The organism is Streptomyces sp. NPDC000229 (genome assembly GCF_040300825.1).
Lineage (GTDB): Bacteria > Actinomycetota > Actinomycetes > Streptomycetales > Streptomycetaceae > Streptomyces.
The window spans coordinates 68,327-92,448 of sequence record NZ_JBEPEL010000019.1 but is presented as its reverse complement, the minus strand read 5'-3'; the positions used below and the strand labels follow the sequence as shown (position 1 = coordinate 92,448).

Here is a 24,122-nt window from a genome sequence, read left to right as displayed (position 1 = left end):
TTCCTATCTGGGGCGCCCGGCGGCGGCCGCCCCCCCCCCCGGTGGGGCCGACGGGTTACCCCACGCCGGTCGCACCACCGGGTCCATGACCCGGTCAGCACAGAACCGCGAGGAAGAAGACCATGACCGTGGACTCCCAGGGAGCGGTGAGCACCGCTCCTTCGGACGCGCCCGGGACCGCGGCAGGGACGTCGAAGACCCCGCCACCCCCGTCCGGCTCGAAGCACGTCCTCCAGCCTCCTCGCGGCAGACGCTCGCTGCCCCGCGGGGTGCTGCCCTACCTGCTGATCGCCCCCGCCGCCCTCTCCATGGCGGTGCTGCTGCTCTATCCGCTGATCCGCAATGTGATCCTCTCCTTCCAGCAGGTCGGCCGGAGGGAACTGATCACCCGTAAGCCCGAGTGGATCGGCGTCGAGAACTACACCGAGCTGCTGGGAGATTCCGCGTTCTGGACCGTCGTGGTCCGCAGCGTCGTCTTCACGGCCGCCAACGTCGTACTGATCATGGTCCTCGGTACCCTGATCGGGCTGCTGCTCAACCGGCTCGGCACGAAGATGCGCCTGGTCCTGTCGCTGTCGCTGATGCTGGCCTGGGCCATGCCGATCGTCGCCTCCGTCACCGTCTTCCGGTGGCTCTTCGACGAGCAGTTCGGCGTCGTCAACTGGCTGCTGCGCACGCTCGGCTTCTCCGGCTACGAACAGCACAACTGGTTCGAGAGCGGTTTCTCCACCCTCGTGATCGTCACGCTCCTGCTGGTGTGGGGCTCGATCCCGTTCGTCGCGCTCAACATGTACGCCGCTCTCACCACGGTCGGCGGCGAGCTGTACGAGGCGGCCAAGATGGACGGTGCGAACGGGTGGCGGACGTTCTGGTCCGTGGTCTTCCCGAACCTCAGGCCGTTCTTCCTGATCACCACGTTCCTGGAGATCATCTGGGTCTTCAAGGCGTTCGCCCAGGTGTACGCGATGAACCTCGGCGGCCCCGACCGAGGCTCCGAGACCCTGCCCGTCTTCGCCTACATCGAGGGCCAGGGCCAGTTCCACTACGGCGTCGCCGCCGCCATCTCCGTACTCACCATCGTGATGCTGATCGCGGCCATGTCCTTCTACTTCCGCCTGATCCTGAAGCAGGAGGAGGAGCAGTGAGCACCACCACCGCCATCGCCACCACCGGCGACCCGGCCCCGCAGGTCCTCCGGAAGAGGAAGCCGCTGCGATTCGGGGCGGTCGCCAAGAACCTCGCCGCGCTCGCCCTGGCCGTGCTGTTCGTCTTCCCGGTCTACTGGATGCTCAGCTCGTCGCTGAAGCCGCAGTCCGAGATCCTCAGCAAGGACCCGGTGTTCCTCTTCGTCCCGACGTTCGAGAACTACCCGACCGCCACCGGCGTCGACCTGTTCTGGACGTACGTGGCCAACAGCCTCACCGTCACGATCGGCGCCGTGCTCCTGGCCCTGGTCGTCGCCCTGGCCGCCTCCTTCGCCATCGCCCGGATGAAGTTCCGCGGCCGCAAGGGCCTCGTCCTGGGCGTGATGATGGCGCAGATGGCCCCCTGGGAGGTCATGGTCATCGTGATGTACATGATCGCCCGGGACGGCGACATGCTGAACAGCATCCCGCTGCTCACCGCGATCTACTTCGTCATGGTGCTGCCCTTCACCATCTGGACCCTGCGCGGCTTCATCGCCGCCGTCCCGGTGGAGCTGGAGGAGGCCGCCCAGATCGACGGCTGCACCCGGGGCCAGGCATTCCGCAAGGTGATCTTCCCGCTGCTGGCGCCCGGCCTGATGTCGACGTCGCTGTTCGGATTCATCACCGCCTGGAACGAGTTCGCGATGGTGCTGATCCTCAACAAGGAGAAGACCGCGCAGACCCTGCCCCTGTGGCTGACGCAGTTCCAGACGGCCTTCGGCAGCGACTGGGGCGCCACCATGGCCGCCTCCTCGCTCTTCGCCCTCCCCGTCCTCATCGTGTTCCTCTTCCTCCAGCGCCGGGCCGTCGGCGGCATGACCGCCGGCGCAGTGAAGGGATAACGGCACCCATGACGACCCTCGTACGCGGCGCCTCCCCGACCCTGGTCAGAGACGCGCTCACCGTCCTCCAGCCCGGCTTCACCGGCACCACCGCCCCCGACTGGCTGCTGCGGCGCATCGGCGAAGGCCTCTCCTCCGTGGGCCTGTTCGGCCGCAACATCACCTCGCCGGACCAACTCGCCGCGCTGACCGCCCGGCTGCGCGCCGAGCGGGACGACGTCCTCGTCGCGATCGACGAGGAGGGCGGCGACGTCACCCGCCTGGAGGTCCACACCGGCTCCTCCTTCCCCGGCAACCTGGCGCTCGGCACGGTCGACGACACTGGACTGACCCGGGCCGTGGCCGCCGAGCTCGGCCGCCGGCTCGCCGCGTGCGGCGTCGACTTCAACTGGGCGCCCTCCGCGGACGTCAACCTCCGACCCGGACAACCCGGTCATCGGCGTACGGTCCTTCGGCGCCGACCCACAGCTGGCCGCCCGCCACACCGTGGCCTACATCGAGGGCCTCCAGTCCGTCGGTGTCGTCGCCTGCACCAAGCACTTCCCCGGCCATGGCGACACCAATGTCGACTCCCACCTGGCGATGCCCCGCATCGATGCGGACCTCGCCACGCTGCACGCCCGTGAGCTGGTGCCGTTCCGCGCCGCGATCGCCGCGGGTTCCAAATCGGTGATGAGCGCGCACATCCTGCTTCCCGCGCTCGACCCGGACCGCCCGGCGACCCTGAGCCCGCGGATCCTCACCGGTCTGCTGCGCCAGGAGCTGGGCTACGAGGGCCTGATCGTCACCGACGGCATGGAGATGCGGGCCATCGCCTCGACGTACGGCATCGAGCGCGGCTCCGTCCTCGCGCTCGCGGCGGGCGCCGACGCCATCTGCGTCGGCGGCGGCCTGGCGGACGAGGAGACCGTCCTGCGACTGCGCGACGCGCTGGTCGACGCGGTACGGACCGGCGACCTGCCCGAGGAGCGACTGGCCGACGCGGCGGCGCGGGTGCGCGCGCTCGCGTCCTGGACCCAGGCGCACCGGGCCAGGGGGGGCGCAGCAGAGCCGGGCGCGGCTTCGGAGGCGGGGGTGCCCCCGGCGGAGCGAGGGGAAGGGACCGCGCCCGGCACCGACATCGGTCTGGTGGCCGCCCGGCGCGCGCTGGGCGTCACCGGCTCACGCGCGCCGCTCACCGCCCCCGCCCATGTCGCCGCCTTCGCCCCGGAGACCAACATCGCCGTCGGCGCCGAGACCCCGTGGGGCGTCGGGCCCGAGCTGGCGCGGCGCCTGCCCGGGACGACGACCGGGACGTACGCCGCCGACGCGGCCGTGGACCGGGTGCTGCGCGACGCGGGGGAGCGGCGGATCGTGGCGGTCGTCCGGGACGTCCACCGTCACCCGTGGATGGCCGGTGCCCTGGAGGCGCTGCTGGCCACCCGCCCCGACACGGTGGTCGTCGAGATGGGCGTCAACCAGGCGCCCGCCCGAGGGGCGTTGCACATCGCGACGCACGGGGCGGCGCGGGTGTGCGGGATCGCGGCGGCGGAGGTCATCGCGGGGGTGTGAGCCGTACGGGGAAGGGGCCGGTACCCGGACCTGGGTACCGGCCCCTTCCCGTACGCGCCCGCCGCGCCCGCGAGGGGCGGGCCCGGAGCGCTCAGATGCCCTGCCAGGACGGCTTGTTGGCGTACGTGTGACGGAAGTAGTCCGCGAGCTTCAGCTTGGAGGCGGCCGCCTCGTCGACGACCACCGTGGCGTGCGGGTGGAGCTGGAGCGCGGAGGCGGGGACAAGGGCGGCGACCGGGCCCTCGACGGTCTGCGCCACCGCCTCGGCCTTTCCCTCGCCGGTGGCGAGGAGGACCAGGTGGCGGGCCTCCAGGATGGTGCCGATGCCCTGGGTGATGACGTGGTGCGGCACCTGGTCGATGTCGCCCTCGAAGAACCGCGCGTTGTCGATGCGGGTCTGCTCGGTCAGCGTCTTGATGCGGGTCCGGGAGGCGAGCGAGGAGCACGGCTCGTTGAACCCGATGTGCCCGTCGGTGCCGATGCCGAGTATCTGGAGGTCCACGCCGCCCGCCTCGGCCAGCGCCCTGTCGTACGCCTCGCACGCCGCCTGGACGTCCTCGGCGGAGCCGTCGGGGCCCATGAAGGCGTCGGGGCCGAGGCCCAGCGGCTCGACGACCTGGCGCAGCACGGTGGAGCGGTACGACTCGGGGTGGCCGGCCGGCAGCCCGACGTACTCGTCCAGCTGCGCGATCCTGGCGCGCGAGACGTCCACGGCGCCCGCCCGGACCTTCGCGGTCAGCGCGTCGTAGATGGGCAGCGGGGTGGATCCGGTGGCCACGCCGAGCAGCGCGTCGGGCTTGCGGCGAAGAAGGCCGGCGATGCCCTCGGCGATGAGCTCGCCACCTGCCGCGGCGTCCTGGACGATGACAACTTCCACGCTGGGCCTGCCGATCTCAGAGAACGTATGTGGTATAGACCAATCTAGCAGAATGACCCTTCCGACTGGCGGCTTCTCGGGCGCCCGTGCTCGACTGGTGGCCATGAGCGAGCAGCCGGGCCGGATCATGTCGGGCGAGATGGCGGAGCAGCCTGCCGTGCTGCGCCGGATCCTGGAGCAGGGCGCCCCGGCGATCCGTACCGTCGCCCGTGCCATCGCCGCCCGCGGGCCCCGCTTCGTCCTGCTGACGGCACGCGGCACGTCGGACAACGCCGCCCTGTACGCCAAGTACCTGCTGGAGATCCGGCTCGGCCTGCCCTGCGGACTGACGTCCATGTCGACGACGACGGCCTACGGGGCGAAGCCCGACTTCACCGACGTCCTCGTCATCACGGTCAGCCAGTCCGGCGGCTCACCCGACCTCGTCGCCTCCACCAAGGCGGCCCGCGAGGCGGGCGCGGTCACGCTCGCCGTCACCAACAACGCCGACTCGCCGCTCGCGGCCGTCTCCGAGCACCACATCGACATCCTCGCCGGCCCCGAGAGGGCCCTGCCCGCGACCAAGACGTACACCGCCTCGCTGCTCGCCCTCTACCTGTTCGTCGAGGGCCTGCGCGGCGACGGCGGGGGCGCCTCCGCCCGAGCCGTCCCGGACCTGGCCGCCCAGGTCCTGGACCGCCGCTCCGAGGTCCGCGCCCTGGCCGGCCGCTACCGCTTCGCCGAGCGCATGGTGATCATCTCCCGCGGTTACGGCTACCCCACGGCCAAGGAAGCCGCGCTGAAGCTGATGGAGACCAGCTACATCCCCGCCCTCGCCTACTCGGGCGCCGACCTGCTGCACGGCCCGCTCGCCATGGTCGACAACATCTCGCCCGTCATCGCGGTCGTCCCCGACGGCAAGGGCGGGGAGGCTCTCCAGCCGGTCCTCGACCGGCTCCGCGGCCGTGGCGCGGACCTCGTCGTCATCGGCCCCCGCCCCCAGGTCGAGGCCGCTTCCGCCGGTTTCGTCCTGCCCACGGAAGGGCTGCCGGAGGAGCTCCAGCCGATCCTGGAGATCCTCCCGCTCCAGCTCCTCGCCCACGAGGTCACCATCGCCCGCGGCCAGGACCCCGACGCCCCCCGCGCCCTCGCCAAGGTCACCGAGACCCGCTGACCCCGCGCGCTTCCACGGCAGCGAGCCGTTCGTCGCGTCGATCCAGTGGCCGGTCACTGCGCGAAACGGCGGCGCGCACCCCCGCCGCCTCGTGAAAAACCCGCGGGCCGCGGCGCCAGGACGGGACCCTCAACCCGTCCGGCACCGCAGCCCGGAGTTGCCCGGCCGTCGGGTGTGCGGTCCCGCGGCCGTGTGGAGGACTCGGCGCAGTCAGGGCAGAGAGCGCCGGGTACCTCGATCCACCCTCCTGTGCGGGGAGGGCGGAGGTTCTATTGTTTCACTGGTTCAGTCTGGACTAGACCAATCTGGCTGTCCATCCTTACGCCAGACCATATGTACGCGCCCATACTCCACCACGGACCGGCCAAACGCCAGGTTCATCCGATTCGGCGGCACGGGTACGCTCGCACATGTGCCCTCCATGAACGACCTCGTACGCCAGCACACCGCTCTGAGTGAGTCCGACCTCGAGTGGCTCCATCTGCTGGTCTCGGAGTGGCAACTGCTCTCCGACCTGTCCTTCGCCGACCTCGTGCTGTGGGTGCCCACTCTCGACGGCACACGCTACGTCTCCGTCGCCCAGATGCGGCCCAACACCGGCCCCACCTCCTACCAGGACGACATGGTCGGCCACCTCGTCCCGCGCGGCCGCCGCCCCCTGCTCGACGCCGCCCTCGACGAGGGCCGGATCGTCCGCGAGGGCGACCCGGAGTGGCGCGAGGAGGTCCCGGTGCGGGTCGAATCCATCCCGGTACGCCGGGAAGGCCGCGTCCTGGGAGTGATCGCGCGGAATACGAACCTCCTCACCGTCCGTACCCCCAGCCGGCTGGAGCTGACCTATCTCCAGTCCGCCTCGGACCTGGCGCAGATGATCGCGGCCGGCACCTTCCCCTTCCCCGGTCAACAAGTCGACATGGACGCCTCGCCGCGCGCCGGTGACGGGCTGATCCGCCTCGACGCCGACGGTGTCGTCCAGTACGCCTCGCCCAACGCCCTCTCCGCGTACCACCGCCTCGGCCTCGCCGCCGACCTGGTCGGCCAGCACCTCGGCCAGATCACCGCCGAACTGGCCCCGTCCCGCGGCCCCGTGGACGAGGCCCTGGTCAAGCTGGCCAGCGGATACGCGCCGCGCGAGGCGGAGGTCGAGGGCAACGGCGGCGTCATCCAGCTGCGCGCCATCCCGCTCAAGCCCAAGGGCACCCGGATCGGTTCCCTGGTCCTGCTCCGGGACGTCACGGAACTACGCCGCCGCGAGCGCGAGTTGATCACCAAGGACGCCACCATCCGGGAGATCCACCACCGGGTGAAGAACAACCTCCAGACCGTCGCCGCCCTGCTGCGCCTCCAGGCCCGCCGGATGGACTCCGACCGCGGCCGCGAGGCGCTCAACGAGGCGGTCCGGCGCGTCGGCTCGATCGCCATCGTGCACGAGACGCTCTCGCAGAACCTGGACGAGCGGGTCGAGTTCGACGAGATCGCCGACCGGGTGATCTCGATGGTCGCCGAGATCTCCCCCGGCAAGGTCACCTGCCGCCGCAACGGCCGCTTCGGCATCCTCGACGCAGAGGTGGCCACCCCGCTGTCGATGGTCCTCACCGAGATCCTCCAGAACGCCCTGGAGCACGCCTACGCCCCGGCCGAACACGGCACGGTCGAGGTCTCGGCGGTACGCGGTGGCACACGCCCCGCCGACGCCCGGCTGCTGATCACCGTTCAGGACGACGGCCGTGGACTGCCCGAGGGCTTCGACCCGCAACGCGCCGGCAACCTCGGCCTGCAGATCGTACGGACGCTGGTGGAGGGGGAGTTGGGCGGCACGTTCGACATGCAGCCCGCCCCGGGGCGCGGTACGCGGGTGGTGCTCGACATCCCGGTCACGCCCCAGAAATAGCAGCGAGCCCCGGACCGTGGGAGACGGTCCGGGGCTCGAACGCTTTGGGTTACTGCTGCGCGCTGCGGCTCGGGAGGCGGGTCAGTGCGTACACGCTGTACGCGCCGCCTGGCTCAGGCTCGTAGCGGTGGCGTCGCTCAGGCGCTGGCGTTACGCGCCCGGTTGCGGGCGGCGCGGCGCTTCATGGCGCGACGCTCGTCCTCGCTGAGGCCACCCCAGACGCCGGAGTCCTGGCCGGACTCGAGCGCCCACTGCAGGCACTGCTCCATGACGGGGCAGCGTCGGCAGACAGCCTTGGCTTCCTCGATCTGCAGCAGCGCAGGACCGGTGTTGCCGATGGGGAAGAACAGCTCGGGGTCTTCCTCACGACAAACGGCGTTGTGACGCCAGTCCATGGCTGCTACCTCTCCTTGGTGTTGCATGCAGGTTGCTTGTGAATGTGAACGCTTTCACGAATCCCTCAACAAGTGAAGGGCCGAACGCCAGATGAACTGGTGTGGTCCTGGATTTGAGGAGGGGTTCTGGCTTTCACTGGAGGCCGGTCTTGCGGGCCGTCCCGATCGCCATGTAGAGATTCGCAAACCTCGGCTGCGGATACAACCCCTTCTGGAAAGTTTTTTTTGATTCCTCGGTGTCGGCTAGGTCACAGCCGTACTTCTATGGGGTGGACCCTGGCCCATACGTTCGAGATAAAGGACCGAAGGCCCTTCCACTCACACAATCACACGCAGTGCACGACGAACGCCTGTGAACGTCACGCTGCTGCGCAGACCCAGGTGGTCACCGTCCATCTGGAAGGGCAGCGGGACCTTCGAATGCAAGGCGAAGTCGGTCAGGTCGTGCAGGGAGAGGGCGTGCTTGCCATGCGGACCGCGCTCCGGGCTGGAGGTCAGCAGCTGGGTCGCGTAACGGGCCACCGAGGCCGTCGACAGCCGGCTCAGCGCGAGCACGTCGAGGGCCGTGTCGAAGGACGCCGCGGGTGACGCGTACACGGGGCGATTGCCCAGGTAGGTCCAGGGGGCGGTGTTGCAGACTATCGACAGGGAAAGATCGTGGACCGGGTCGTGCCCCGGGCGCTCCAGCGTGATCACACCGCGCCTCCGGTGCGGCTCGTCCAGGAACTGGCGCATGGCCTGCCGGATGTAGAGGGCGTGCGTCGATCTCCTCCCGCGCTCCCGCTGCTGTTCGACCCGGCCGATCACCCCCGCGTCGAACCCCAGACCGGCACAGAACGTGAACCAGCGGGCCGGAACCGACTCGTCCTCGGTGCCCGGCGTACCCGCCGCGAGGCCGAGACCGACCGTGCGGTCGCGCCTCTCGCGCAGCGCGTCCAGCAGCGCGCCCGTCGCCTCGACGGCGTCGTTCGGCAGCCCCAGCGCGCGGGCGAAGACATTGGTGGACCCGCCGGGCACGACCGCGAGGTGCGGGAGCCGGTCGGGATCCGGGCCGTGGTGCAGCAGACCGTTGACGACCTCGTTGACGGTGCCGTCGCCGCCGAGGGCGACGACCAGCTCGACGTCCCGGGACTCGGCGGCCCGCCGGGCGAGGTCGCGGGCATGGCCCCGGTACTCCGTCGTGACCGCCTCCAGCTTCATCTCGCTGGCCAGCGCGTGGATCAGTACGTCACGGGTGCGGGCACTGGTGGTGGTGGCTGCCGGATTGACCACGAGAAGTGCGCGCATGCCCGCCAGGTTACCTACCGCGCGGTACCGGGGCCCAGCCCCGGCCCGGTCCGTGGACAGGACCGGCCGTTACCCTGCGAGGGTGAGCAGTACGGAGCAGACACCCGCCGACACCTCCCCTTCCGCCTCGCGTCCCGCCCGGGTCACCGCCGCCGCGGCCGTGGCCGGGCTGGAGGCGCTCGCCCTGTTCGCCGGGGGCGTCTACCTGCTCGTGACGAGCCTCACGGGCCGCCCCGACGACCTGACGCAGGCGCTGACGGGCGGTGCCACGCTCATCGCCCTCGGCCTGATCCCGCTGCTGGCCGCGCGGGGACTGCTGCGGTGCCGCAGCTGGAGCCGCGGCCCGGCGATCATCACGCAGCTGATGGCCCTGCCGGTGGCCTGGACGCTCCTCCAGGCGTCGAGCGCCGCGATCCCGGCCGGTATCGCCCTCGCGGCCGCCGCCGTGACCGGGCTGGTACTGCTGGTCCACCCCGCGACCACCCAGGCGCTGGGCATCCGTCCCCGCGCCTGAAGCCGTCCCGAGGGCCCCGGCGCGGTGCGGAGCCGTCCTACTCCTCGACCAGCAGCTTCTCGCGCAGCTGCGCCAGCGTGCGGGCCAGCAGGCGCGAGACGTGCATCTGTGAGATGCCGACCTCCTGGGCGATCTGCGACTGGGTCATGTTGCCGAAGAAGCGCAGGAGCAGGATGCGCTTCTCGCGCGGCGGGAGGTCCTCCAGCAGCGGCTTGAGGGACTCGCGGTATTCGACGCCCTCCAGCGCCTCGTCCTCCGAGCCGAGGGTGTCGGCGACCGCCGGGGACTCGTCGTCCGTGTCCGGGACGTCCAGGGACAGCGTCGAGTACGCGTTGGCGGACTCCAGGCCCTCCAGGACCTCCTCCTCCGAGATGCCGAGACGCTCGGCGAGCTCGTGCACGGTCGGGGAGCGGCCGTGCAACTGGGAGAGCTCGGCGGTGGCCGTGGTCAGGGAGAGGCGCAGCTCCTGGAGGCGGCGCGGCACCCGCACCGCCCAGCCCTTGTCGCGGAAGTGGCGCTTGATCTCGCCGACGACCGTGGGTGTGGCGTACGTGGAGAACTCCACGCCCCGGTCGGGATCGAATCGGTCCACGGACTTGATCAGGCCGATGGTGGCGACCTGCGTCAGGTCGTCCAGCGGCTCCCCGCGGTTGCGGAACCGGCGCGCGAGGTGCTCGACCAGCGGCAGATGCATCCGTACGAGCCGATTGCGCAGCTCGGCCCGCTCGGGCGAGCCGTCGGGCAGCGTACGAAGCTCGATGAAGAGTGCTTTCGCGCCACTGCGGTCGTTCGGATCGTGGTGGTTCTTCTTCTGCTGCTGCTGCTCGTTCATCCGGTCCGCCCGCTCATCCAAAAGACCGTCCACCGGGTGCGGCCGCGCCTGCTGTTCCGGGATCGAGCTCAGTGCCCGTGGGCCGCGCTCCTCGTCTCGCACCGGACCGTCCCCGTTCCTCACGCCGGCCCGGGTCCCGCGCCGCGCTGTTTGTACAGGCTGATGGAGACCGTCCGGTCGTCGGCGACGGACGAGTCGACCTTGCCGGCCAGTGCCGAGAGCACCGTCCAGGCGAACGTGTCGCGCTCCGGCGCCCTGCCGTCGGTCGTGGGCGCCGAGACCGTGACGTCCAAGGAGTCGTCGATGAGGCGGAACACACAGCTCAGGACCGAGCCGGGCACCGCTTGCTGGAGCAGGATCGCGCACGCCTCGTCGACCGCGATGCGCAAGTCCTCGATCTCGTCGAGGGTGAAGTCCAAACGCGCCGCCAAGCCGGCCGTGGCCGTACGCAGCACGGACAGGTAGGCACCCGCAGCGGGCAGCCGGACTTCCACGAAGTCCTGGGTCCCGGGCTCGCCTGCGATCTGGGACACCCTCACCTCCAAGGTGGCACAAGCTCTTTCGGGGCTCGGGGAGGGTAGATCCTCCCCGGAACCGTGCGGTACGCAGGTATGCGTAGTCCGCCGTGACGCTATCGCGATCCATGGTGCCGTGTCGCCGGGACCCCCGGTCCAGCGACTGTCACTCATGGTAAGCACATGGGTACGCTCAGTGGCTAGAGGTCTGCGGGGCCCAATCGCGAGAAACCGACGGAGGGTTGACGTACCCAGACCTCACACGATCGAACCGTCGACAAAGCACCAACGCCACTTCTCCCCGGGCTCGAAGGTCCGCATCACCGGGTGCCCGGTGTCCTTGAAGTGCTGGGTGGCGTGCTGCCCCGCCGAGGAGTCGCAGCAGCCGACGTGTCCGCACTGCAGGCACAGCCGCAGCTGCACCGGATGCATCCCGTCGGACGCGCACTCCGGGCAGGTCTCGGAAAGCGGGCTGGGCTCGGGACGTGGCAGTCCGGCCAGGTGCAGACACTCGCGCATGATTGCCAGGTTACGAGGTGGCCGCCCCCGTGGTGCACCGAGGCGGAGCCTCGGTGGTTGCTGGTGGTGGGTGGTGCCAGGGCGGAACGCCGGGGTGCCGCCCCTGTGGTGTGCCGGGGCGGGGCTTCGGTGGTTGCTGGTGGGGGCGGTGCCAGGGTGGAACGCCTGGTAGCCGTTCCACTCGGAGTGGGGAGACGATGGACGCACTGTCACTGGTGGCGCTGGTCGCGGTGAGCGCCGTGATCGCGGGGGTGGCACGCAGGACGCCGGTGCCGGCACCGCTGCTGCTGGTCGCGGCGGGGCTGGCCGCCTCGTACGTACCGGGAGTGCCGGACTACACCCTGGACCCGCACATCGTGCTGCCGCTGGTGCTGCCGCCGCTGCTGCACACGGCCGCGCTGGACTCCTCGTACCTGGATCTGCGGGCGAATCTGCGGCCGGTCGCGCTGCTGTCGGTGGGCTATGTGCTCTTCGCGACGCTGGGCGTGGGGTACCTGGCCCACCTCATGGTGCCGGACCTGCCGCTGACCGCCGCCCTGGTGCTGGGCGCGGTGATCGCGCCGCCGGACGCGGTGGCCGCCACCGCCATCGCCCGGCGGCTGGGGCTGCCCGGCCGGATCACCACGATCCTGCAGGGCGAGTCCCTGGTGAACGACGCGACCGCGATCACCGCGTTCAAGGTGGCGCTCGCGGCGGCCGTCGGGGAGGGGATCAGCTGGGCCGGGGGGATCGGCGAGTTCGCCGTCGCGGCGCTCGGCGGCATCGGCGTCGGCCTGGTGCTGATGGTGCCCATCCACTGGCTGCGCCGTACGCTGCGCGAGCCGCTGCTCCAGAACACCCTGTCGCTGCTGATCCCGTTCGTCGCCTACGCGGCCGCCGAGCACGTCCATGCCTCCGGCGTCCTCGCCGTCGTCGTGGTCGCCCTGTACCTGGGGCACCGCTCCTGGCAGGTCGACTTCGCCACCCGTCTCCAGGAGGAGGCCGTGTGGAAGATGGTCGCCTTCGTGCTGGAGACGTCCGTCTTCGCGCTGATCGGGCTCCAGCTGCCCCATGTGGTCCGCGAGCTCGGTACGTACGGGACGGGCGAGGCCGTCCTCTACGCGGCCGGCGTCTTCGCCGCGGTCGTCGTCGTGCGGTTCGTCTGGGTCTTCCCGGCCACCTATCTGCCGCGTGCGCTGTCGCGCCGCGTCAGGGAGCGGGAGCCGGGCGTCGACTGGACCGCGCCCGTGATCGTCGGCTGGGCGGGCATGCGGGGCGTGGTGTCCCTGGCGATCGCCTTCTCCATCCCGGTCACTGCGGCGGGGGAGGCCTTCCCCGCGCGGAACCTGGTGCTGTTCCTGACGTTCACCACGGTGATCGGCACCCTGGTGGTGCAGGGCCTCACCCTGCCGCCGCTGATCCGGGCACTGAAGCTGCCCGGGCGGGACACGCAGGCCGAGACGCTGGCCGAGGCACAGGCGCAGAGCGAGGCGTCGCGGGCCGCCGAGCAGCGCCTGGAGGAGCTCCTCGCCGACGAGCGCAACGCACTGCCCCGGCCGCTCGCCGACCGGCTGCGCACGGTCCTGGAGCGGCGGCGCAACGCCGTGTGGGAGCGGCTGGGCGCGGCGAACCCGGTCACCGGGGAGACGGCGGACGACACCTACCGGCGGCTCGCGCGGGAGATGATCGAGGCGGAGCGCGAGGTCTTCGTGCGGCTGCGCGACGAGCGGCGCATCGACGACGAGATGATGCGTACGCTGCTGCGCCGGCTGGACCTGGAGGAGGCGGCCGCCTACCGGGAGGCGGCCGACGGCTGACCGGGGCCGGGCCTGCCGGTGTGCTGGTGAGCGGGATCGGGGCGGCCGGTGATCACTGCCGCGAGGGTCGTTCCGGGCGGGAACGCGCCCTCCTCGGCGAGGGCGACGAGTCCGTACAGCAATTTGGCGACATATATGCGCTCGATGGCGAGTCCGTGCCGCGCCTCGAAGTCGGCGGCGAACGCCTCCAGGGCGGGTGCCGTACGGGCGTAGCCGCCGAAGTGGAACCGCTCGTCGAGACTCCAGTCGCCCGCCGGTCCGCCGAACGCCGCCTCCTGGAGCTCCCGTATCTCCCCGCCCAGGAAACCGCCCTTGAGCACCGGTACGCCGATCGTGCGGCGGCCCCCGCCGAGCCCGGCCGCCAGCCCGGCGAGTGTGCCGCCCGTCCCGCACGCGACCGCCGCCACGTCCACGCCCCGGTCGCCCAGCTCCCGCCCCAGCTCCGTACAACCGCGCACCGCGAGCGCGTTGCTGCCGCCCTCGGGGACGACGAAGCTGTCCGGGGGAGCCTCCCGGAGCAGGCGCTCCAGCACCCGGGGGTCGCCCTTCGCGCGGTACGTGGCGCGGTCCACGAACAGCAGCCGCATCCCGTCCGCGGCGCACCGCGCCAGCGACGGGTTCAGGGGCCGGCCGGCGAGTTCGTCACCGCGTACCACCCCGGTGGTGGGGAAGCCCAGCAGGCGGCCGGCGGCAGCGGTGGCGCGGAGGTGGTTGGAGTAGGCACCGCCGAAGGTGAGGACCGGCCGCCCGGCCGCGGCGGCCAGGTTGGGCGCGAGTTTGCGCCACTTGTTGCCCGGCAGGTCGGGGTGGATCAGGTCGTCGCGCTTGAGCAGCAGCCGCACGCCCTGCCGGGTGAAGCGCTCGTCCTCGACCGGCTCCAGGGGGGAGGGGAGCAGCGGGTCGAGGGAGGACAGGTCGAGCGCGTTCACCCCGCCATTGTCACTTCAGCCGTTCCGCGATGCGTGCCCGCATGGTCTTCATGGAGAAGCCCCGTGGGTCGACCTTGCCCGGCTGCCACTCCAGGTGACCGATGACCGAGCGGGCGGTCCAGCCGTGCCGGCGGCAGATCGCGGCCGCCGCCTTCTCGATGGCCAGCAGTTGGGTTTCGGGCCAGGGATCCTTCCCGTCGCCGAGGTTCTCGCACTCGAATCCGTAGAAGTGGGTGTTGCCGTCGACGTTCGCCTGGTTGTCGTGCGGCAGTGCCTTCTCGGCGATCACGGCGCGCAGTACGTCGCGGTCGCCCTTGCCGGCGTGGTTGGCGCGACCGTATCCGACGAGGTGGACGCAGCCGTCCTTGGTGATCACCCCGTGACAGAGCGGACCGGGCAGTCCGGGGCGGCCCTCCTGGCAGAGGCGGACGGTGTGGTCCCTGCCCTTGGTGACGGTGTGGTGGATCATCACGCCGTGGACGGGGCCCCAGGGGCCCTTGTGGTTGCGGTTGTGGGTGCGCCAGTCGCCGACCTCGGCGACGGTGAGGCCTTCGTCGCGCAGCGCGTCGAGAAAGCCGTTCGCGGACATGGGTGGGGCCATGCCGCCTCCTTCGTGGTTGTGCCTACCGCGGTAGTACCCGAAGGGCGGGAGGCGCCGCTCGTGTTCGTACGACGTGCGAGCCGATCCGGACAGGCGCGCCTGGGGCTCCAGAGGGTGAGGGAAACGCATGTCATGCCCCGTGAGTGAAGATCCAGTCTCGCTCATTCGTGTAATGGCGCCACCACGGAGTGTGCTGAAAGGCTTTTCCTCCGAAGGTCTGACCGTGATCGAGAGGGATGTTCATGTCGGTTGGTTCGGTTGGCGAGGAAATCCGCGCGGAACAGGCGTCGCCGCAGCAGAGTCTCGGTACGGCGGCCGCGCGGAACCTGGCGACCACCACCAAGTCGGTTCCGCAGATGCAGGAGATCACCTCCCGGTGGCTGCTGCGGATGCTTCCGTGGGTGCAGGTACAGGGCGGTACCTACCGGGTGAACCGGCGGCTCAGCTACTCGGTGGGCGACGGGCGGGTGACGTTCGTGCAGACCGCCGAGCGGGTCGCCGTGATCCCCAACGAGCTGCGCGAACTGCCCGCGTTGCGCGACTACGACGACGAGGCGGCGCTCACCGAGCTGGCGCAGCGGTGCACGCAGCGGGAGTTCGCGGCCGGTGAGGTGATCGTCGAGGCGGGCGCGCAGACCGACCGCGTCTTCCTGCTGGCGCACGGCAGGGTCGAGCAGGTCGGCACCGGCCCGTACGGCGACGAGGCGGTCCTCGGCGTCCTCGCCGACGGCGCGTACTTCGGTGACGGGTGCCTGGCCGACCGGGACGCCACCTGGGAGTGGACCGCCCGCGCCGCGACCGCGTGCACCGTGCTGGAGCTCACCCGCGCCGACGTGACGAACCTGGCGGAGCGCGCCGAGTCGCTGGCCGGACACCTGGCCGCCCTGGCGTCCCTGCCGCACCAGCGCACCAACAGCCACGGCGAGAAGGCCATCGACCTGTCGGCCGGCCACGTCGGCGAGGCGGTCCTCCCGCACACGTACGTCGACTACGAGGCCTCCCCGCGCGAGTACGAACTCAGCGTCGCCCAGACCGTGTTGAAGGTCCACAGCCGGGTCGCCGACCTCTACAACCAGCCGATGAACCAGACGGAGCAGCAGTTGCGGCTCACCGTCGAGGCGTTGCGGGAGCGCCAGGAGTACGAGCTCATCAACAACAAGGAGTTCGGGCTGCTCTCCAACTGCGACTACGGGCAGCGGCTCCAACCGCACGACGGCGTGCCCAGCCCGGACGACATGGACGAGCTGCTCTCCCGCCGCCGCGGCAACAAGATGTTCCTCGCCCACCCGCGCGCCATCGCCGCCTTCGGCCGCGAGTGCAACAGGCGGGGCCTGGTCCCGGGCTCCGTGGAGGTGGGAGGGCACCAGATCCCGGCCTGGCGCGGTGTGCCGATCTTCCCGTGCAGCAAGATCCCGGTCTCCGAGGCCCGCACGACCTCGATCCTCTGTATGCGTACGGGCGAGGCCGACCAGGGCGTCATCGGCCTCCACCAGACCGGCATCCCCGACGAGATCGAGCCGAGCCTGTCGGTCCGGTTCATGGGCATCGACGAGCAGGCGATCATCTCGTACCTGGTCACCGCCTACTACTCGGCGGCGATCCTGGTGCCCGACGCGCTCGGCGTGCTGGAGAACGTGGAAGTCAGCCGCTGGCGGTGACGCCGCCGTGCGGGACGGCGGACGCCGGCGGGCGGGAAGCCGTGCCGGCGCCGCCCTCGCCCCGGGGCGCGGCCGCCGGTGCGGAGCCGGCGGAGCTGTACGGGTGGCGGGCCCCCGGGACGGCGCCGATCTGCGGCGCACGGCGGACGCCGTGGCGCGGGCGGGCGCGAGTGGGCGCAGGCGGTGGACGCCGTGACGCGGCCAGGCGTGACTGGGTGGGGGCGGAGGGGGCGACCCGATGGCGTGCGTGGGCGTGACTGGGCGCAGGTGGGGGGGCCGACTCCATGGTGCGGGCGGGGCAGCGGTTGTCGTGGCGGTGCCCGACCCGACCGCGGCCGGGCAACTGCCGGCGCCGGATCGCGTTCGTGACCCGGCGTACGCGTCGAGGCGGCGGAACACGCCCGCCCTGTGGACGTTGGTGACTACCGGGCGGGCACGATCCTGTTCACCACCGTCGCCACGACCCGGTCCAGCTCCTCCTCGGAGAGCATCCCCGGCAGCGTGAAGTGCTCCAGCAATACGCCCGTCATGGCCAGGTACAGCACCAGCACGGTGTCGGCGTCACCCGGCAGCCCCGCGTCCAGGTGGAAGCGGGTGTTCTCGTCGAGTTCGGCGCGGACCGCCCGGGTCAGCTCGGCCTGGAGGGCGGGCCGCCGGGTGGCCTCCAGCCGCAGCTCCAGCATGGCCAGGTAGCCGGTCCGTTCCGCCGCGATGCGCTGCACCAGCCACTTCATCAGCTCGGTGACCAGCTCGCGGCTGGGCTCGGGCCGCATCGCCGCGTCCACCTTCTCCGGCGCCGGGACCATCCGCGCGTGGATGCGTGAACCGGCCTGGGTGAGCAGGTCTTCGCGGTTGGCGAAGTAGTTGGACGACGTACCGGCGGGGACCCCCGCCTGGGCGTCCACGGCCCGGAAGGTCAGCCCCCGCGCGCCTTCCCGCGCCAGTACGTCGATGGCGGCGTCCAGTAGCGCCGTTCTGCGTTCCGGGTTCCTCGCCATACGGCGGCCTCCTGAAAGTACTTGCACAACCACTACATCCGGAGCACTATATCCGTCGTGGTTGCGGCGCCGCAGCCCGACCCGACCACCGACCACGGGGGATCTCCGTATGCGCAAGCTCACCTACCTCGTCGCCTGCTCGATCGACGGCTTCATAGGCGACCCGAACGGCGACGCCTCCTCGATGTTCCAGTTCGCCGGGGGCGAGTACCTCGCCTGGTACGAGGCCGAGTACCCCGACGCGCTGCCCGTCGAGGCCCGCACGGCGATCGGGATCGCCGACGCGGAGAACAAGCGCTTCGACACCGTCATCCAGGGCCGCGGCAGCTACCAGATCGGCCTGGACGCCGACATCCCCAGCCCCTACGGGCACCTGCGCGAGATCGTCGCCTCGCGCACTCTGGAGAAGGCCCCCCACCCCAACGTGGAGATCGTCACCGGCGACATCGTCGGCCGGGTCCGCGAGCTCAAGGCGGAGGACGGCGACCTGGGCATCTGGCTCTGCGGCGGCTCACAGATCGCGGGTGAGCTCCTCGACGAGGTCGACGAGCTGGTGATCAAGACCTACCCGCAGGTGTACGGCGCCGGCATGCCGATGTTCGGCACCGGCTTCGCCGTCACCGACTTCGCCCTCGACGGGGTGAAGGCCTTCGAGAACGGGGTCGTGGTGCGGTGGTACAGCCGGAAGCGCTGACCGTCGCCTGTCCGGTCCGCCGAAATCGCCATATCCTGGGGCCATGGGCAGCAGCGAAGGACGCGAGACCGTCCACCGCCCGCAGGCGGGGCCTGAGCGCCAGTGCCCCTCCTGTGGACAGCCTGTGGGTACGGTCCTGAAGCGACGCAAGATCCTCGGCGTGTGGGCCCCCCTGTGGGAGCCCGGGCCATGCCGCAATCGCGCGTGCGCGCGGTACGCGGAGGGTGCGGAGGACGAGCCGGGCAAGAGCGCCAAGACCGGCTGAAGTCCGGCTCCGGGGGTGACCGGCGCACGTCGGAGGCGGTCCTACCGCTACAGTCCGCGCCATGTCATCGGAGTCGACGGAAATCTGGACCGGCTGGTACCGGGACCGCCGCGGAGCGGAAGCGATCGTGATCGCGGCGGACGGGCGGCGGATCGCCACCCGCATCAGGGGCGTGGAGTACGCGGGCGCGCGCCTGGACGCGCTGCGCGCGGCGGAGGAGAACGGCGGCCTGCCCTTGGCCGGCTGCGTACTGGAGTGGGACCTGCCGCTGCCGGTCCTCACCGACGGCACCACCCAACAGGCCACTCTCAGCTGCCTGTTGGCGCTGGGCGAAGCCCTGTCCGACGGCTCACCCGAGCGAGTGGATCTTCAGCTGACCCTGCACTGCGGGGGAGCGGCGTACGACTCGGGCCTCGCCGGCGGCGACTTCGACCAGGCCCTCGACCGCATCCTGCGCCAGCTGCCGCCCGGCACCCGGTTCGGCCGCAAGCTCCTGGAGGGCACCGAAGCCGCCGCCTGACGCCCGGCGGGCCGGACGCGGCTCGCTGCCGGCCCGCCGAGCACGTACGACGCGCTACGAGACGCCGGCCAGGGCGGCCGCCAGGCCGTTCTGCCACAGGCGGTCGACGCGGGCGCGTTCCTGGGCGTTCGGCTGGGCGTTCTGGCACGAGGGGCCAGGGCCGCCGCCGGACATCAGCTCGCTGCACGGGCCGGAGTAGTGGTCGGGCAGCCCGAGGACGTGGCCGGTCTCGTGGGCGGTGACGCGGGTGGAGTTGTAGATCTGGTTCTGCCGGTAGTCGAGGAAGATGTAGCCCCGGCCGTGGCCGTCGGTGCTGGCGTACGAGCCGCGGGAGTCATTGCCCTCGTAGTAGCGGAAGTCCGGGTTGCTGCCCTCCTGGAGCTTCACATTGCTGACGGAGCTGTTCCAGATCTGGGTGGAGCGGGCTATCTGGGTGCGGAAACTCGGGGCGCCCGTCGCCGAGTAGACGACGGTGACGGCCTGCGCACCGGGGTTGGCGGCCCGCTTCTCGGCGACCGACTCCATCACGGCCTCGAAGAAGGCCCGGTTGGCCTTGGCGTCCTCGGCGGAGCCGGCGTACGCGGCGTACGACGACGATGCGGATGCGGATGCGGATGCGGATGCGGGCGCGGGTCCGGATGCGGGCGCGGCGGCGGTGGCGGTCGCGGCCGGTACGGCTGCCAGGGCGGCGGCGAGGCTCAGGGCAGCGGCCAGCGCGGCCTTGGGGTGTCTCATGGGGGGCTCCTCGTGATCCTGAACGGCTGGGTGGGCCGTTCGGTTGGGGAGAGTGTCGAGGAGCCGGTGTCCCGTACGGATGATGCCAACGGGCGATAGCACCGGCGCATCACCCGTCCCTCAACTCCCTTGCCGTATCTGGTGGTACGACCGTCAACCGTCCTACCCTCGGGGCATGGAGCTGGAGGTGAGGCACCTGCGGGCGCTGTGCGCCATCGCGGACACGGGCAGCCTGCACAAGGCCGCCCGCCTGCTCGGCGTCAGCCAGCCGTCCCTGACGACCCAGCTGCGGCGCATCGAACACGCCCTGGGCGCCGAGCTGTTCGCCCGCGAGCGGACCGGGTGCAGGCCCACCCCGCTGGGCCACGCCGTCCTCAGCCGCGCCCGCCCCCTCGTGGCCCAGATGACCCTCCTCGTCACCGAGACCAGGGCAGCAGCCGCCCGCGCCGACGGGGCCCGGCTGCGCATCGGCTCCACCGCGAGCCGGGTGCTGGCGGGCTGGCTGCGCCGGCTGCGGGACCGGCTGCCCGGCACCGACATCACGCTGCACATGGACGTCTCGGCGGGCGCCCTGCTGCGGGCGCTGGCGGCGGGGCAGCTCGACGTGGCCTTCGTCCACGAGGTGGAGGGCTTCCCGCTGCGGGTACCGGAGGGCCTGGAGCGGCGCGTACTGGTCGAGCGCGAGCCGCAGTTCATCTCCATGGCGCGGGACCACCCGGCCGCCGCCGCGCCCGTCGTGGACCTCACCGACCTGGCCGGCGACCGCTGGATGGTCGATCCCACCGTGGACGGCGAGTGGGACGGGCTGCGCCGGGTGCTCGGGGCTGCCGGGATCGACCCTCCGGTCCTGCACGGCGACTACCACACGGCCGCGTCGCTCATCGTGGCCGGCGAGGTCGTGGCGCCGTGCCAGCCGACGTCGGGCCCGCGCGACGACATGGCGATACGTCCGTTACGGGGCGACCCGCTGGCGGTGCGCCTGCTGCTCTACAGCCGCCCCGGAACGGGCACCGGCACCGGCTGCACCGACGCGACGTACGCGGAAGCGGCGTACGCGGAGCTCACCGCCGCCTACCGCGAGGCGGCGCTGCGCACCTCGGCGTACCGGCAGTGGCTGCTGCGCCACGGAAGCCCCCTGGCACAGGCGGCCTGACCCCAGGAAGGCACCCCCCCATGCCCCTCACGCCCCCCACCCTCACCGATGGTGACCTCGTGCTGCGCGCGTGGACCGACGCGGACGTCCCCGCCATGGCCGAGCTGTTCGACGAACCCGCCGTCGCCTACCGCACGCCCCTCGCCTCCCCGTTCGACGAGGCCGCCGCGACCGCGTACCTGTCCATGATCCACCGCACCCGCGCCGACGGCACCCGCCTCCACCTGGCCATCACCAAGGACGGCGGCGCACCGCTCGGCGAAGTGCTGCTGGACCTCACCCAAGGAACCCTCGGGTACGCCGTCGGCGCCGCCCACCGAGGCCAGGGCCTCGCCTCCCGCGCCACCCGCCTGCTGACCGGCCACGCCCACGCGGTGCTCGGCCTGCCGAGGGTGATCCTGCGGATCGAGCCGGACAACGCCGCCAGCGCGGCCGTCGCCCGCGCGGCAGGCTTCCGTCTCACGGACGAGCCGCCCGAGACGGTACGCAGCAACGGCCGCACCCACACGCTCCTCACATGGGCCCATGACGCCCGGCCGGTCGCTACTGCTTGAGGGCATCCAGCGTCGCCCGGGTGTCGGCCTCCAGCATCGCCCGGACCTCATGCTCGGCGGGCGGCGTGGTCTTGTCGTCGGGGCCACCGCCGAACCAGCTCCAGCGCAGCTCGAAGGTGAACCAGCCGTCCCGCACGGCCAGCGTCATGCCGCCGAGCCCGTCCTTGTCCTTGCCGCGCTTCTCGGTCACCAGGTACGCCTCGTCGCCGAAGCCCTCGACGGCCTCGGTCTCGTAGGCGTACGTCTTGTCCGACCTGTCCTCGTGGGACAGCTGGAGCGACGCGAACTCGCCCGCCGGGTCGGTCGCCTTGTGCCACTCGGCCCTGGCGGAGACGTAGATGTTCGCCAGCGAACCCTCGTCGGCCTTCGGGTCCTTGAGGCTGCGGCTGCAGTAGCTCTGGTCTATGCCCTTCTGCCGGGAGGCGAAACGATTGTCCGAGTCGGTCTCCTCCTCCAGCTCGTACCGCTTCCGGAAGGCGTCCAGGGGCGTGCTGTCGCACATGTTCTCCTGGTACCGGTGGCCCGCGAAGTCCGCCTCCGCCCCGCCGAGCGTGCCGGTCGCGAACAGCGACCCCGCCCACACCGCCGACGCCACCACCACGCCCCCGAGCGCCCACAGCCACCCCGGCACCGCCTTGCGCCCGCCCGGACCGGCCCCCGGCGGCACCGGCGGAACCGGCGGCTGGGCCGGACCGTAGAACGGCTGGGACTGGGCGTACGGATTGGGCTGCTGGGGAGGGACGTGCTGGTAGGGGCTCTGCTGGTACGGATTGGGTGTCGACATGGCCGCAGGCTACCGGGGGCCCGACCACCCACCGCCCCGCCGGAACCGCACGATCTACTCGCCCTCGGGGCGGGCCCGTTGCCGACGGACGCCGTCGTCGCGGAGGCGCGGGCCCCGGTCTGCCGGAGGTCCAGCGGCAGCCCCCGCCCGGGACGAGGCGCGGTCCGTTTCCACGACCGCCCGGGCGCCCGGCGAACAGCACCCCACGCCGGAACGCACGGCGGCCCGGCCATGGCGTATTCCGCCGGGCCGGGCCGCCGTTCTGTTCGCTTCGCTGCTCGGGTGGGCAGCTCAGGCCTTCTTGGTCTCCCAGAAGATCTTGTCGATCTGCGCGATGTAGTCCAGCGCCTTCTGGCCCGTCGCCGGGTCGGTCGACGCCTTGGCGGCCGAGAGGGCCTTCAGGGCGTCGTTGACCAGCTGGTGCAGCTCCGGGTACTTCTCGAAGTGCGGCGGCTTGAAGTAGTCGCTCCACAGCACCGAGACGTGGTGCTTGGCGAGCTCCGCGCGCTCTTCCTTGATGGTCGTCGCACGGGCCTGGAAGTGCGGGTCGTCGTTCGCCTGCATCTTCTCCTGGGTGGCCTTGACGGACTCGGCCTCGATACGGGCCTGGGCCGGGTCGTAGACACCGCAGGGGAGGTCGCAGTGGGCGCTGACCTTCACCTTCGGGGCAAACAGGCGGGAGAGCATTGAGCCGTCCTTCCTCGTGATCGTCTTCTCAGGTGGGAGATTACTCCGTGACAGACGGGTTTTCGCGAGTGCCCCCTTGGGCTTACGACAAAAGTCCAGGGTGACCATGGGACTCGTGGAGGAAGGTCCAGGATTGGTCAAGGAAGGTCCAGGAAGGTCCAGGAGGTGTGCCGGATGACGGAGCAGGGGCGCGAGCCCGAGCGGGGGCCGAAGGCGCCGTTCGGGGTCGCGGAGGTGACCGGGCCGTCGATGGTGCCCACCCTGCACCACGGTGACCAGCTGCTGGTGCACTACGGGGCACCGCTGCGGGCCGGGGACGTGGCCGTGCTGCGGCATCCCCTGCAGCAGGACCTGCTGATCGTGAAGCGGCTGGTCGAGCGGCGCGACGGCGGCTGGTGGGTGCTCGGGGACAACCGGGCCGCCGAGGCCGTGGACAGCCGGGCTTTCGGCCCCGTCCCCCCGGAGCTGGTGCTGGGGCGGGTGCGGGCGCGGTACCGGGGGATACGGCCCGGCCGTCAGCGGTCGGTCGGGGTGGTGCTCTCCTGGCTGGTGTCGGCGGTGCGGCCGGTGCTCGCCGACCGTTCCGTCTCCAGGCGCTTGCGGGCGCGGTAGGCGGCGACGTTCGCGCGGGTGGCGCAGCGGTCGGAGCAGTAGCGGCGGGACCGGTTGGTGGAGGTGTCCAGGTACGCGTTGCGGCACGGGGCCGCCTGGCACAGGCCGAGCCGGTCGGCGCCGAACTCGGTCAGGTGGAAGGCCAGGCCCATGGCGGCGATCGCGGCGTACCCGGCGGTCGCGTTGGACGGGTGGTCCGCGAGGTGCATGTGCCAGCGCGGGCGGCCCTCGTCGTCGAGGGTTTCGTGGCCGGAGATCTGCGGGCTGACCGGGAACTCCAGCAGCAGCGAGTTGAGCAGGTCCACGGCGTGTGTCTGGTCGCCCGCGTCGGCCGCGGTGAAGACCGCCCGCAGCCGTGTCCGTACCGAACGGAACCGGGTGACGTCCGCGTCGGTCGCGCGCCGCGCCATCTGCGATGCCTCGCCGAACAGTTCGCGGACCGCGTCCACGGAGGTCAGGGAGTCCTTGTTGCGCGCCGGCTCCTCGGTGTTCACCAGACGTACGGCATAGTCCGAGTAATAGGCCAGTTCCACTTGTAGTCCTTACGGCGGCGGTCTAGGGTCGGGAACAGAA

The 24,122-nt window shown here is 71.4% G+C and carries 26 protein-coding genes and 1 pseudogene; 14 read left to right on the top strand and 13 right to left on the bottom strand.

What is annotated here, in order from left to right; genetic code table 11:
- The first annotated feature begins 122 nt into the window (after window positions 1–122).
- The 3 genes and pseudogenes from ABT360_RS13120 to ABT360_RS13110 all read left to right on the top strand — a co-directional run bounded on the left by ABT360_RS13120 (window position 123) and on the right by ABT360_RS13110 (window position 3,580).
- Window positions 123–1,145 carry a carbohydrate ABC transporter permease gene (locus ABT360_RS13120; RefSeq protein ID WP_351814476.1) on the top strand — a complete coding sequence of 341 codons (1,023 nt, stop codon included), beginning with the start codon at window positions 123–125 and terminating at the stop codon, window positions 1,143–1,145.
- Between the two features lie 65 nt (window positions 1,146–1,210).
- Window positions 1,211–2,029 carry a carbohydrate ABC transporter permease gene (locus ABT360_RS13115; RefSeq protein ID WP_351814489.1) on the top strand — a complete coding sequence of 273 codons (819 nt, stop codon included), beginning with the start codon at window positions 1,211–1,213 and terminating at the stop codon, window positions 2,027–2,029.
- Window positions 2,030–2,037: 8 nt separating this feature from the next.
- A pseudogene (locus ABT360_RS13110) lies at window positions 2,038–3,580 on the top strand (glycoside hydrolase family 3 protein).
- Between the two features lie 91 nt (window positions 3,581–3,671).
- On the opposite strand, the gene nagB reads toward ABT360_RS13110, so the two are convergent.
- Window positions 3,672–4,457 carry a glucosamine-6-phosphate deaminase gene (nagB, locus tag ABT360_RS13105; RefSeq protein WP_351814474.1) on the bottom strand — a complete coding sequence of 262 codons (786 nt, stop codon included), beginning with the start codon at window positions 4,455–4,457 and terminating at the stop codon, window positions 3,672–3,674.
- A 52-nt stretch (window positions 4,458–4,509) separates the two neighbouring features.
- Here nagB and ABT360_RS13100 point away from each other — a divergent pair, with 52 nt between their 5' ends.
- Together ABT360_RS13100 and ABT360_RS13095 are read left to right on the top strand one after the other, a co-directional pair.
- Window positions 4,510–5,610 (top strand): SIS domain-containing protein, encoded by a 1,101-nt coding sequence (locus ABT360_RS13100; RefSeq protein ID WP_444852234.1) that lies wholly within the window; start codon window positions 4,510–4,512, stop codon window positions 5,608–5,610.
- Window positions 5,611–6,031: 421 nt separating this feature from the next.
- Window positions 6,032–7,501: a sensor histidine kinase gene (locus ABT360_RS13095; RefSeq protein ID WP_351814485.1), complete on the top strand. Its 1,470-nt coding sequence runs from the start codon at window positions 6,032–6,034 to the stop codon at window positions 7,499–7,501.
- 137 nt (window positions 7,502–7,638) lie between these two features.
- On the opposite strand, the gene ABT360_RS13090 is transcribed toward ABT360_RS13095, so the two are convergent.
- Window positions 7,639–7,896 (bottom strand): WhiB family transcriptional regulator, encoded by a 258-nt coding sequence (locus ABT360_RS13090; protein WP_003953983.1) that lies wholly within the window; start codon window positions 7,894–7,896, stop codon window positions 7,639–7,641.
- Window positions 7,897–8,214: 318 nt separating this feature from the next.
- On the bottom strand, window positions 8,215–9,183 hold the full coding sequence (locus ABT360_RS13085; RefSeq protein WP_351814472.1) for a diacylglycerol/lipid kinase family protein: 969 nt from the start codon (window positions 9,181–9,183) through the stop codon (window positions 8,215–8,217).
- A gap of 82 nt (window positions 9,184–9,265) precedes the next feature.
- Between ABT360_RS13085 and ABT360_RS13080 the strand changes: the two genes are divergently transcribed.
- The gene (locus ABT360_RS13080) at window positions 9,266–9,697 is read left to right on the top strand and encodes a hypothetical protein (protein ID WP_351814470.1); all 432 of its coding nucleotides are present in this window, start codon (window positions 9,266–9,268) and stop codon (window positions 9,695–9,697) included.
- 37 nt (window positions 9,698–9,734) lie between these two features.
- On the opposite strand, the gene ABT360_RS13075 is transcribed toward ABT360_RS13080, so the two are convergent.
- The 3 genes from ABT360_RS13075 to ABT360_RS13065 all read right to left on the bottom strand — a co-directional run bounded on the left by ABT360_RS13075 (window position 9,735) and on the right by ABT360_RS13065 (window position 11,563).
- The gene (locus tag ABT360_RS13075) at window positions 9,735–10,652 is read right to left on the bottom strand and encodes an RNA polymerase sigma factor SigF (RefSeq protein WP_351814468.1); all 918 of its coding nucleotides are present in this window, start codon (window positions 10,650–10,652) and stop codon (window positions 9,735–9,737) included.
- The gene (locus ABT360_RS13070) at window positions 10,649–11,062 is read right to left on the bottom strand and encodes an anti-sigma regulatory factor (RefSeq protein ID WP_073754203.1); all 414 of its coding nucleotides are present in this window, start codon (window positions 11,060–11,062) and stop codon (window positions 10,649–10,651) included. The genes ABT360_RS13075 and ABT360_RS13070 overlap by 4 nt, the downstream gene beginning before the upstream one ends.
- Before the next feature lie 240 nt (window positions 11,063–11,302).
- Window positions 11,303–11,563, bottom strand: coding sequence for a UBP-type zinc finger domain-containing protein (locus ABT360_RS13065; protein WP_351814465.1), 261 nt, complete (start codon window positions 11,561–11,563; stop codon window positions 11,303–11,305).
- 197 nt (window positions 11,564–11,760) lie between these two features.
- Between ABT360_RS13065 and ABT360_RS13060 the strand changes: the two genes are divergently transcribed.
- A complete protein-coding gene (locus ABT360_RS13060; protein ID WP_351814464.1) occupies window positions 11,761–13,359 on the top strand; it encodes a Na+/H+ antiporter in 1,599 nt (532 codons plus the stop codon).
- On the opposite strand, the gene ABT360_RS13055 is transcribed toward ABT360_RS13060, so the two are convergent.
- Window positions 13,335–14,288, bottom strand: a complete 954-nt coding sequence (locus tag ABT360_RS13055; protein WP_351814462.1) for a 1-aminocyclopropane-1-carboxylate deaminase/D-cysteine desulfhydrase — start codon at window positions 14,286–14,288, stop codon at window positions 13,335–13,337. The genes ABT360_RS13060 and ABT360_RS13055 overlap by 25 nt on opposite strands.
- Before the next feature lie 10 nt (window positions 14,289–14,298).
- Window positions 14,299–14,889, bottom strand: a complete 591-nt coding sequence (locus tag ABT360_RS13050; protein WP_351814460.1) for an N-acetylmuramoyl-L-alanine amidase — start codon at window positions 14,887–14,889, stop codon at window positions 14,299–14,301.
- A gap of 242 nt (window positions 14,890–15,131) precedes the next feature.
- On the opposite strand from ABT360_RS13050, the gene ABT360_RS13045 reads away from it, so the two are divergent.
- Window positions 15,132–16,547, top strand: coding sequence for a family 2B encapsulin nanocompartment shell protein (locus tag ABT360_RS13045; RefSeq protein WP_351814458.1), 1,416 nt, complete (start codon window positions 15,132–15,134; stop codon window positions 16,545–16,547).
- Window positions 16,548–16,969: 422 nt separating this feature from the next.
- On the opposite strand, the gene ABT360_RS13040 is transcribed toward ABT360_RS13045, so the two are convergent.
- On the bottom strand, window positions 16,970–17,545 hold the full coding sequence (locus ABT360_RS13040; RefSeq protein WP_351814456.1) for a TetR/AcrR family transcriptional regulator: 576 nt from the start codon (window positions 17,543–17,545) through the stop codon (window positions 16,970–16,972).
- 109 nt (window positions 17,546–17,654) lie between these two features.
- Between ABT360_RS13040 and ABT360_RS13035 the strand changes: the two genes are divergently transcribed.
- From ABT360_RS13035 to ABT360_RS13025, 3 genes are all read left to right on the top strand, one after another.
- The gene (locus ABT360_RS13035) at window positions 17,655–18,239 is read left to right on the top strand and encodes a dihydrofolate reductase family protein (RefSeq protein ID WP_351814454.1); all 585 of its coding nucleotides are present in this window, start codon (window positions 17,655–17,657) and stop codon (window positions 18,237–18,239) included.
- A gap of 43 nt (window positions 18,240–18,282) precedes the next feature.
- Window positions 18,283–18,504 carry a hypothetical protein gene (locus ABT360_RS13030; RefSeq protein WP_351814453.1) on the top strand — a complete coding sequence of 74 codons (222 nt, stop codon included), beginning with the start codon at window positions 18,283–18,285 and terminating at the stop codon, window positions 18,502–18,504.
- Window positions 18,505–18,565: 61 nt separating this feature from the next.
- Complete coding sequence (locus ABT360_RS13025) at window positions 18,566–19,024, top strand: DUF6304 family protein (RefSeq protein ID WP_351814451.1); 459 nt, start codon at window positions 18,566–18,568, stop codon at window positions 19,022–19,024.
- Between the two features lie 54 nt (window positions 19,025–19,078).
- Here the strand turns inward: ABT360_RS13025 and snpA are convergent, their stop codons facing one another.
- Window positions 19,079–19,759, bottom strand: coding sequence for a snapalysin (gene snpA, locus ABT360_RS13020; RefSeq protein WP_351814449.1), 681 nt, complete (start codon window positions 19,757–19,759; stop codon window positions 19,079–19,081).
- A 175-nt stretch (window positions 19,760–19,934) separates the two neighbouring features.
- Between snpA and ABT360_RS13015 the strand changes: the two genes are divergently transcribed.
- Together ABT360_RS13015 and ABT360_RS13010 are read left to right on the top strand one after the other, a co-directional pair.
- The gene (locus ABT360_RS13015) at window positions 19,935–20,912 is read left to right on the top strand and encodes a LysR family transcriptional regulator (protein WP_351814447.1); all 978 of its coding nucleotides are present in this window, start codon (window positions 19,935–19,937) and stop codon (window positions 20,910–20,912) included.
- A 20-nt stretch (window positions 20,913–20,932) separates the two neighbouring features.
- Window positions 20,933–21,466, top strand: coding sequence for a GNAT family N-acetyltransferase (locus ABT360_RS13010; protein ID WP_351814445.1), 534 nt, complete (start codon window positions 20,933–20,935; stop codon window positions 21,464–21,466).
- Here the strand turns inward: ABT360_RS13010 and ABT360_RS13005 are convergent.
- Both ABT360_RS13005 and sodN read right to left on the bottom strand, forming a co-directional pair.
- Window positions 21,456–22,250 carry a hypothetical protein gene (locus tag ABT360_RS13005; protein ID WP_351814443.1) on the bottom strand — a complete coding sequence of 265 codons (795 nt, stop codon included), beginning with the start codon at window positions 22,248–22,250 and terminating at the stop codon, window positions 21,456–21,458. The genes ABT360_RS13010 and ABT360_RS13005 overlap by 11 nt on opposite strands.
- A 291-nt stretch (window positions 22,251–22,541) precedes the next feature.
- Window positions 22,542–22,937: a superoxide dismutase, Ni gene (gene sodN / locus ABT360_RS13000; protein WP_084895967.1), complete on the bottom strand. Its 396-nt coding sequence runs from the start codon at window positions 22,935–22,937 to the stop codon at window positions 22,542–22,544.
- A gap of 174 nt (window positions 22,938–23,111) precedes the next feature.
- On the opposite strand from sodN, the gene sodX reads away from it, so the two are divergent.
- Window positions 23,112–23,549 carry a nickel-type superoxide dismutase maturation protease gene (sodX, locus tag ABT360_RS12995; RefSeq protein WP_351814441.1) on the top strand — a complete coding sequence of 146 codons (438 nt, stop codon included), beginning with the start codon at window positions 23,112–23,114 and terminating at the stop codon, window positions 23,547–23,549.
- Here the strand turns inward: sodX and ABT360_RS12990 are convergent.
- Entirely contained in the window at window positions 23,453–24,082 is a 630-nt protein-coding gene (locus ABT360_RS12990) for a CGNR zinc finger domain-containing protein (protein WP_351814439.1), read from the bottom strand. The two genes, sodX and ABT360_RS12990, sit on opposite strands and share 97 nt — an antisense overlap.
- Window positions 24,083–24,122 lie beyond the last annotated feature (40 nt).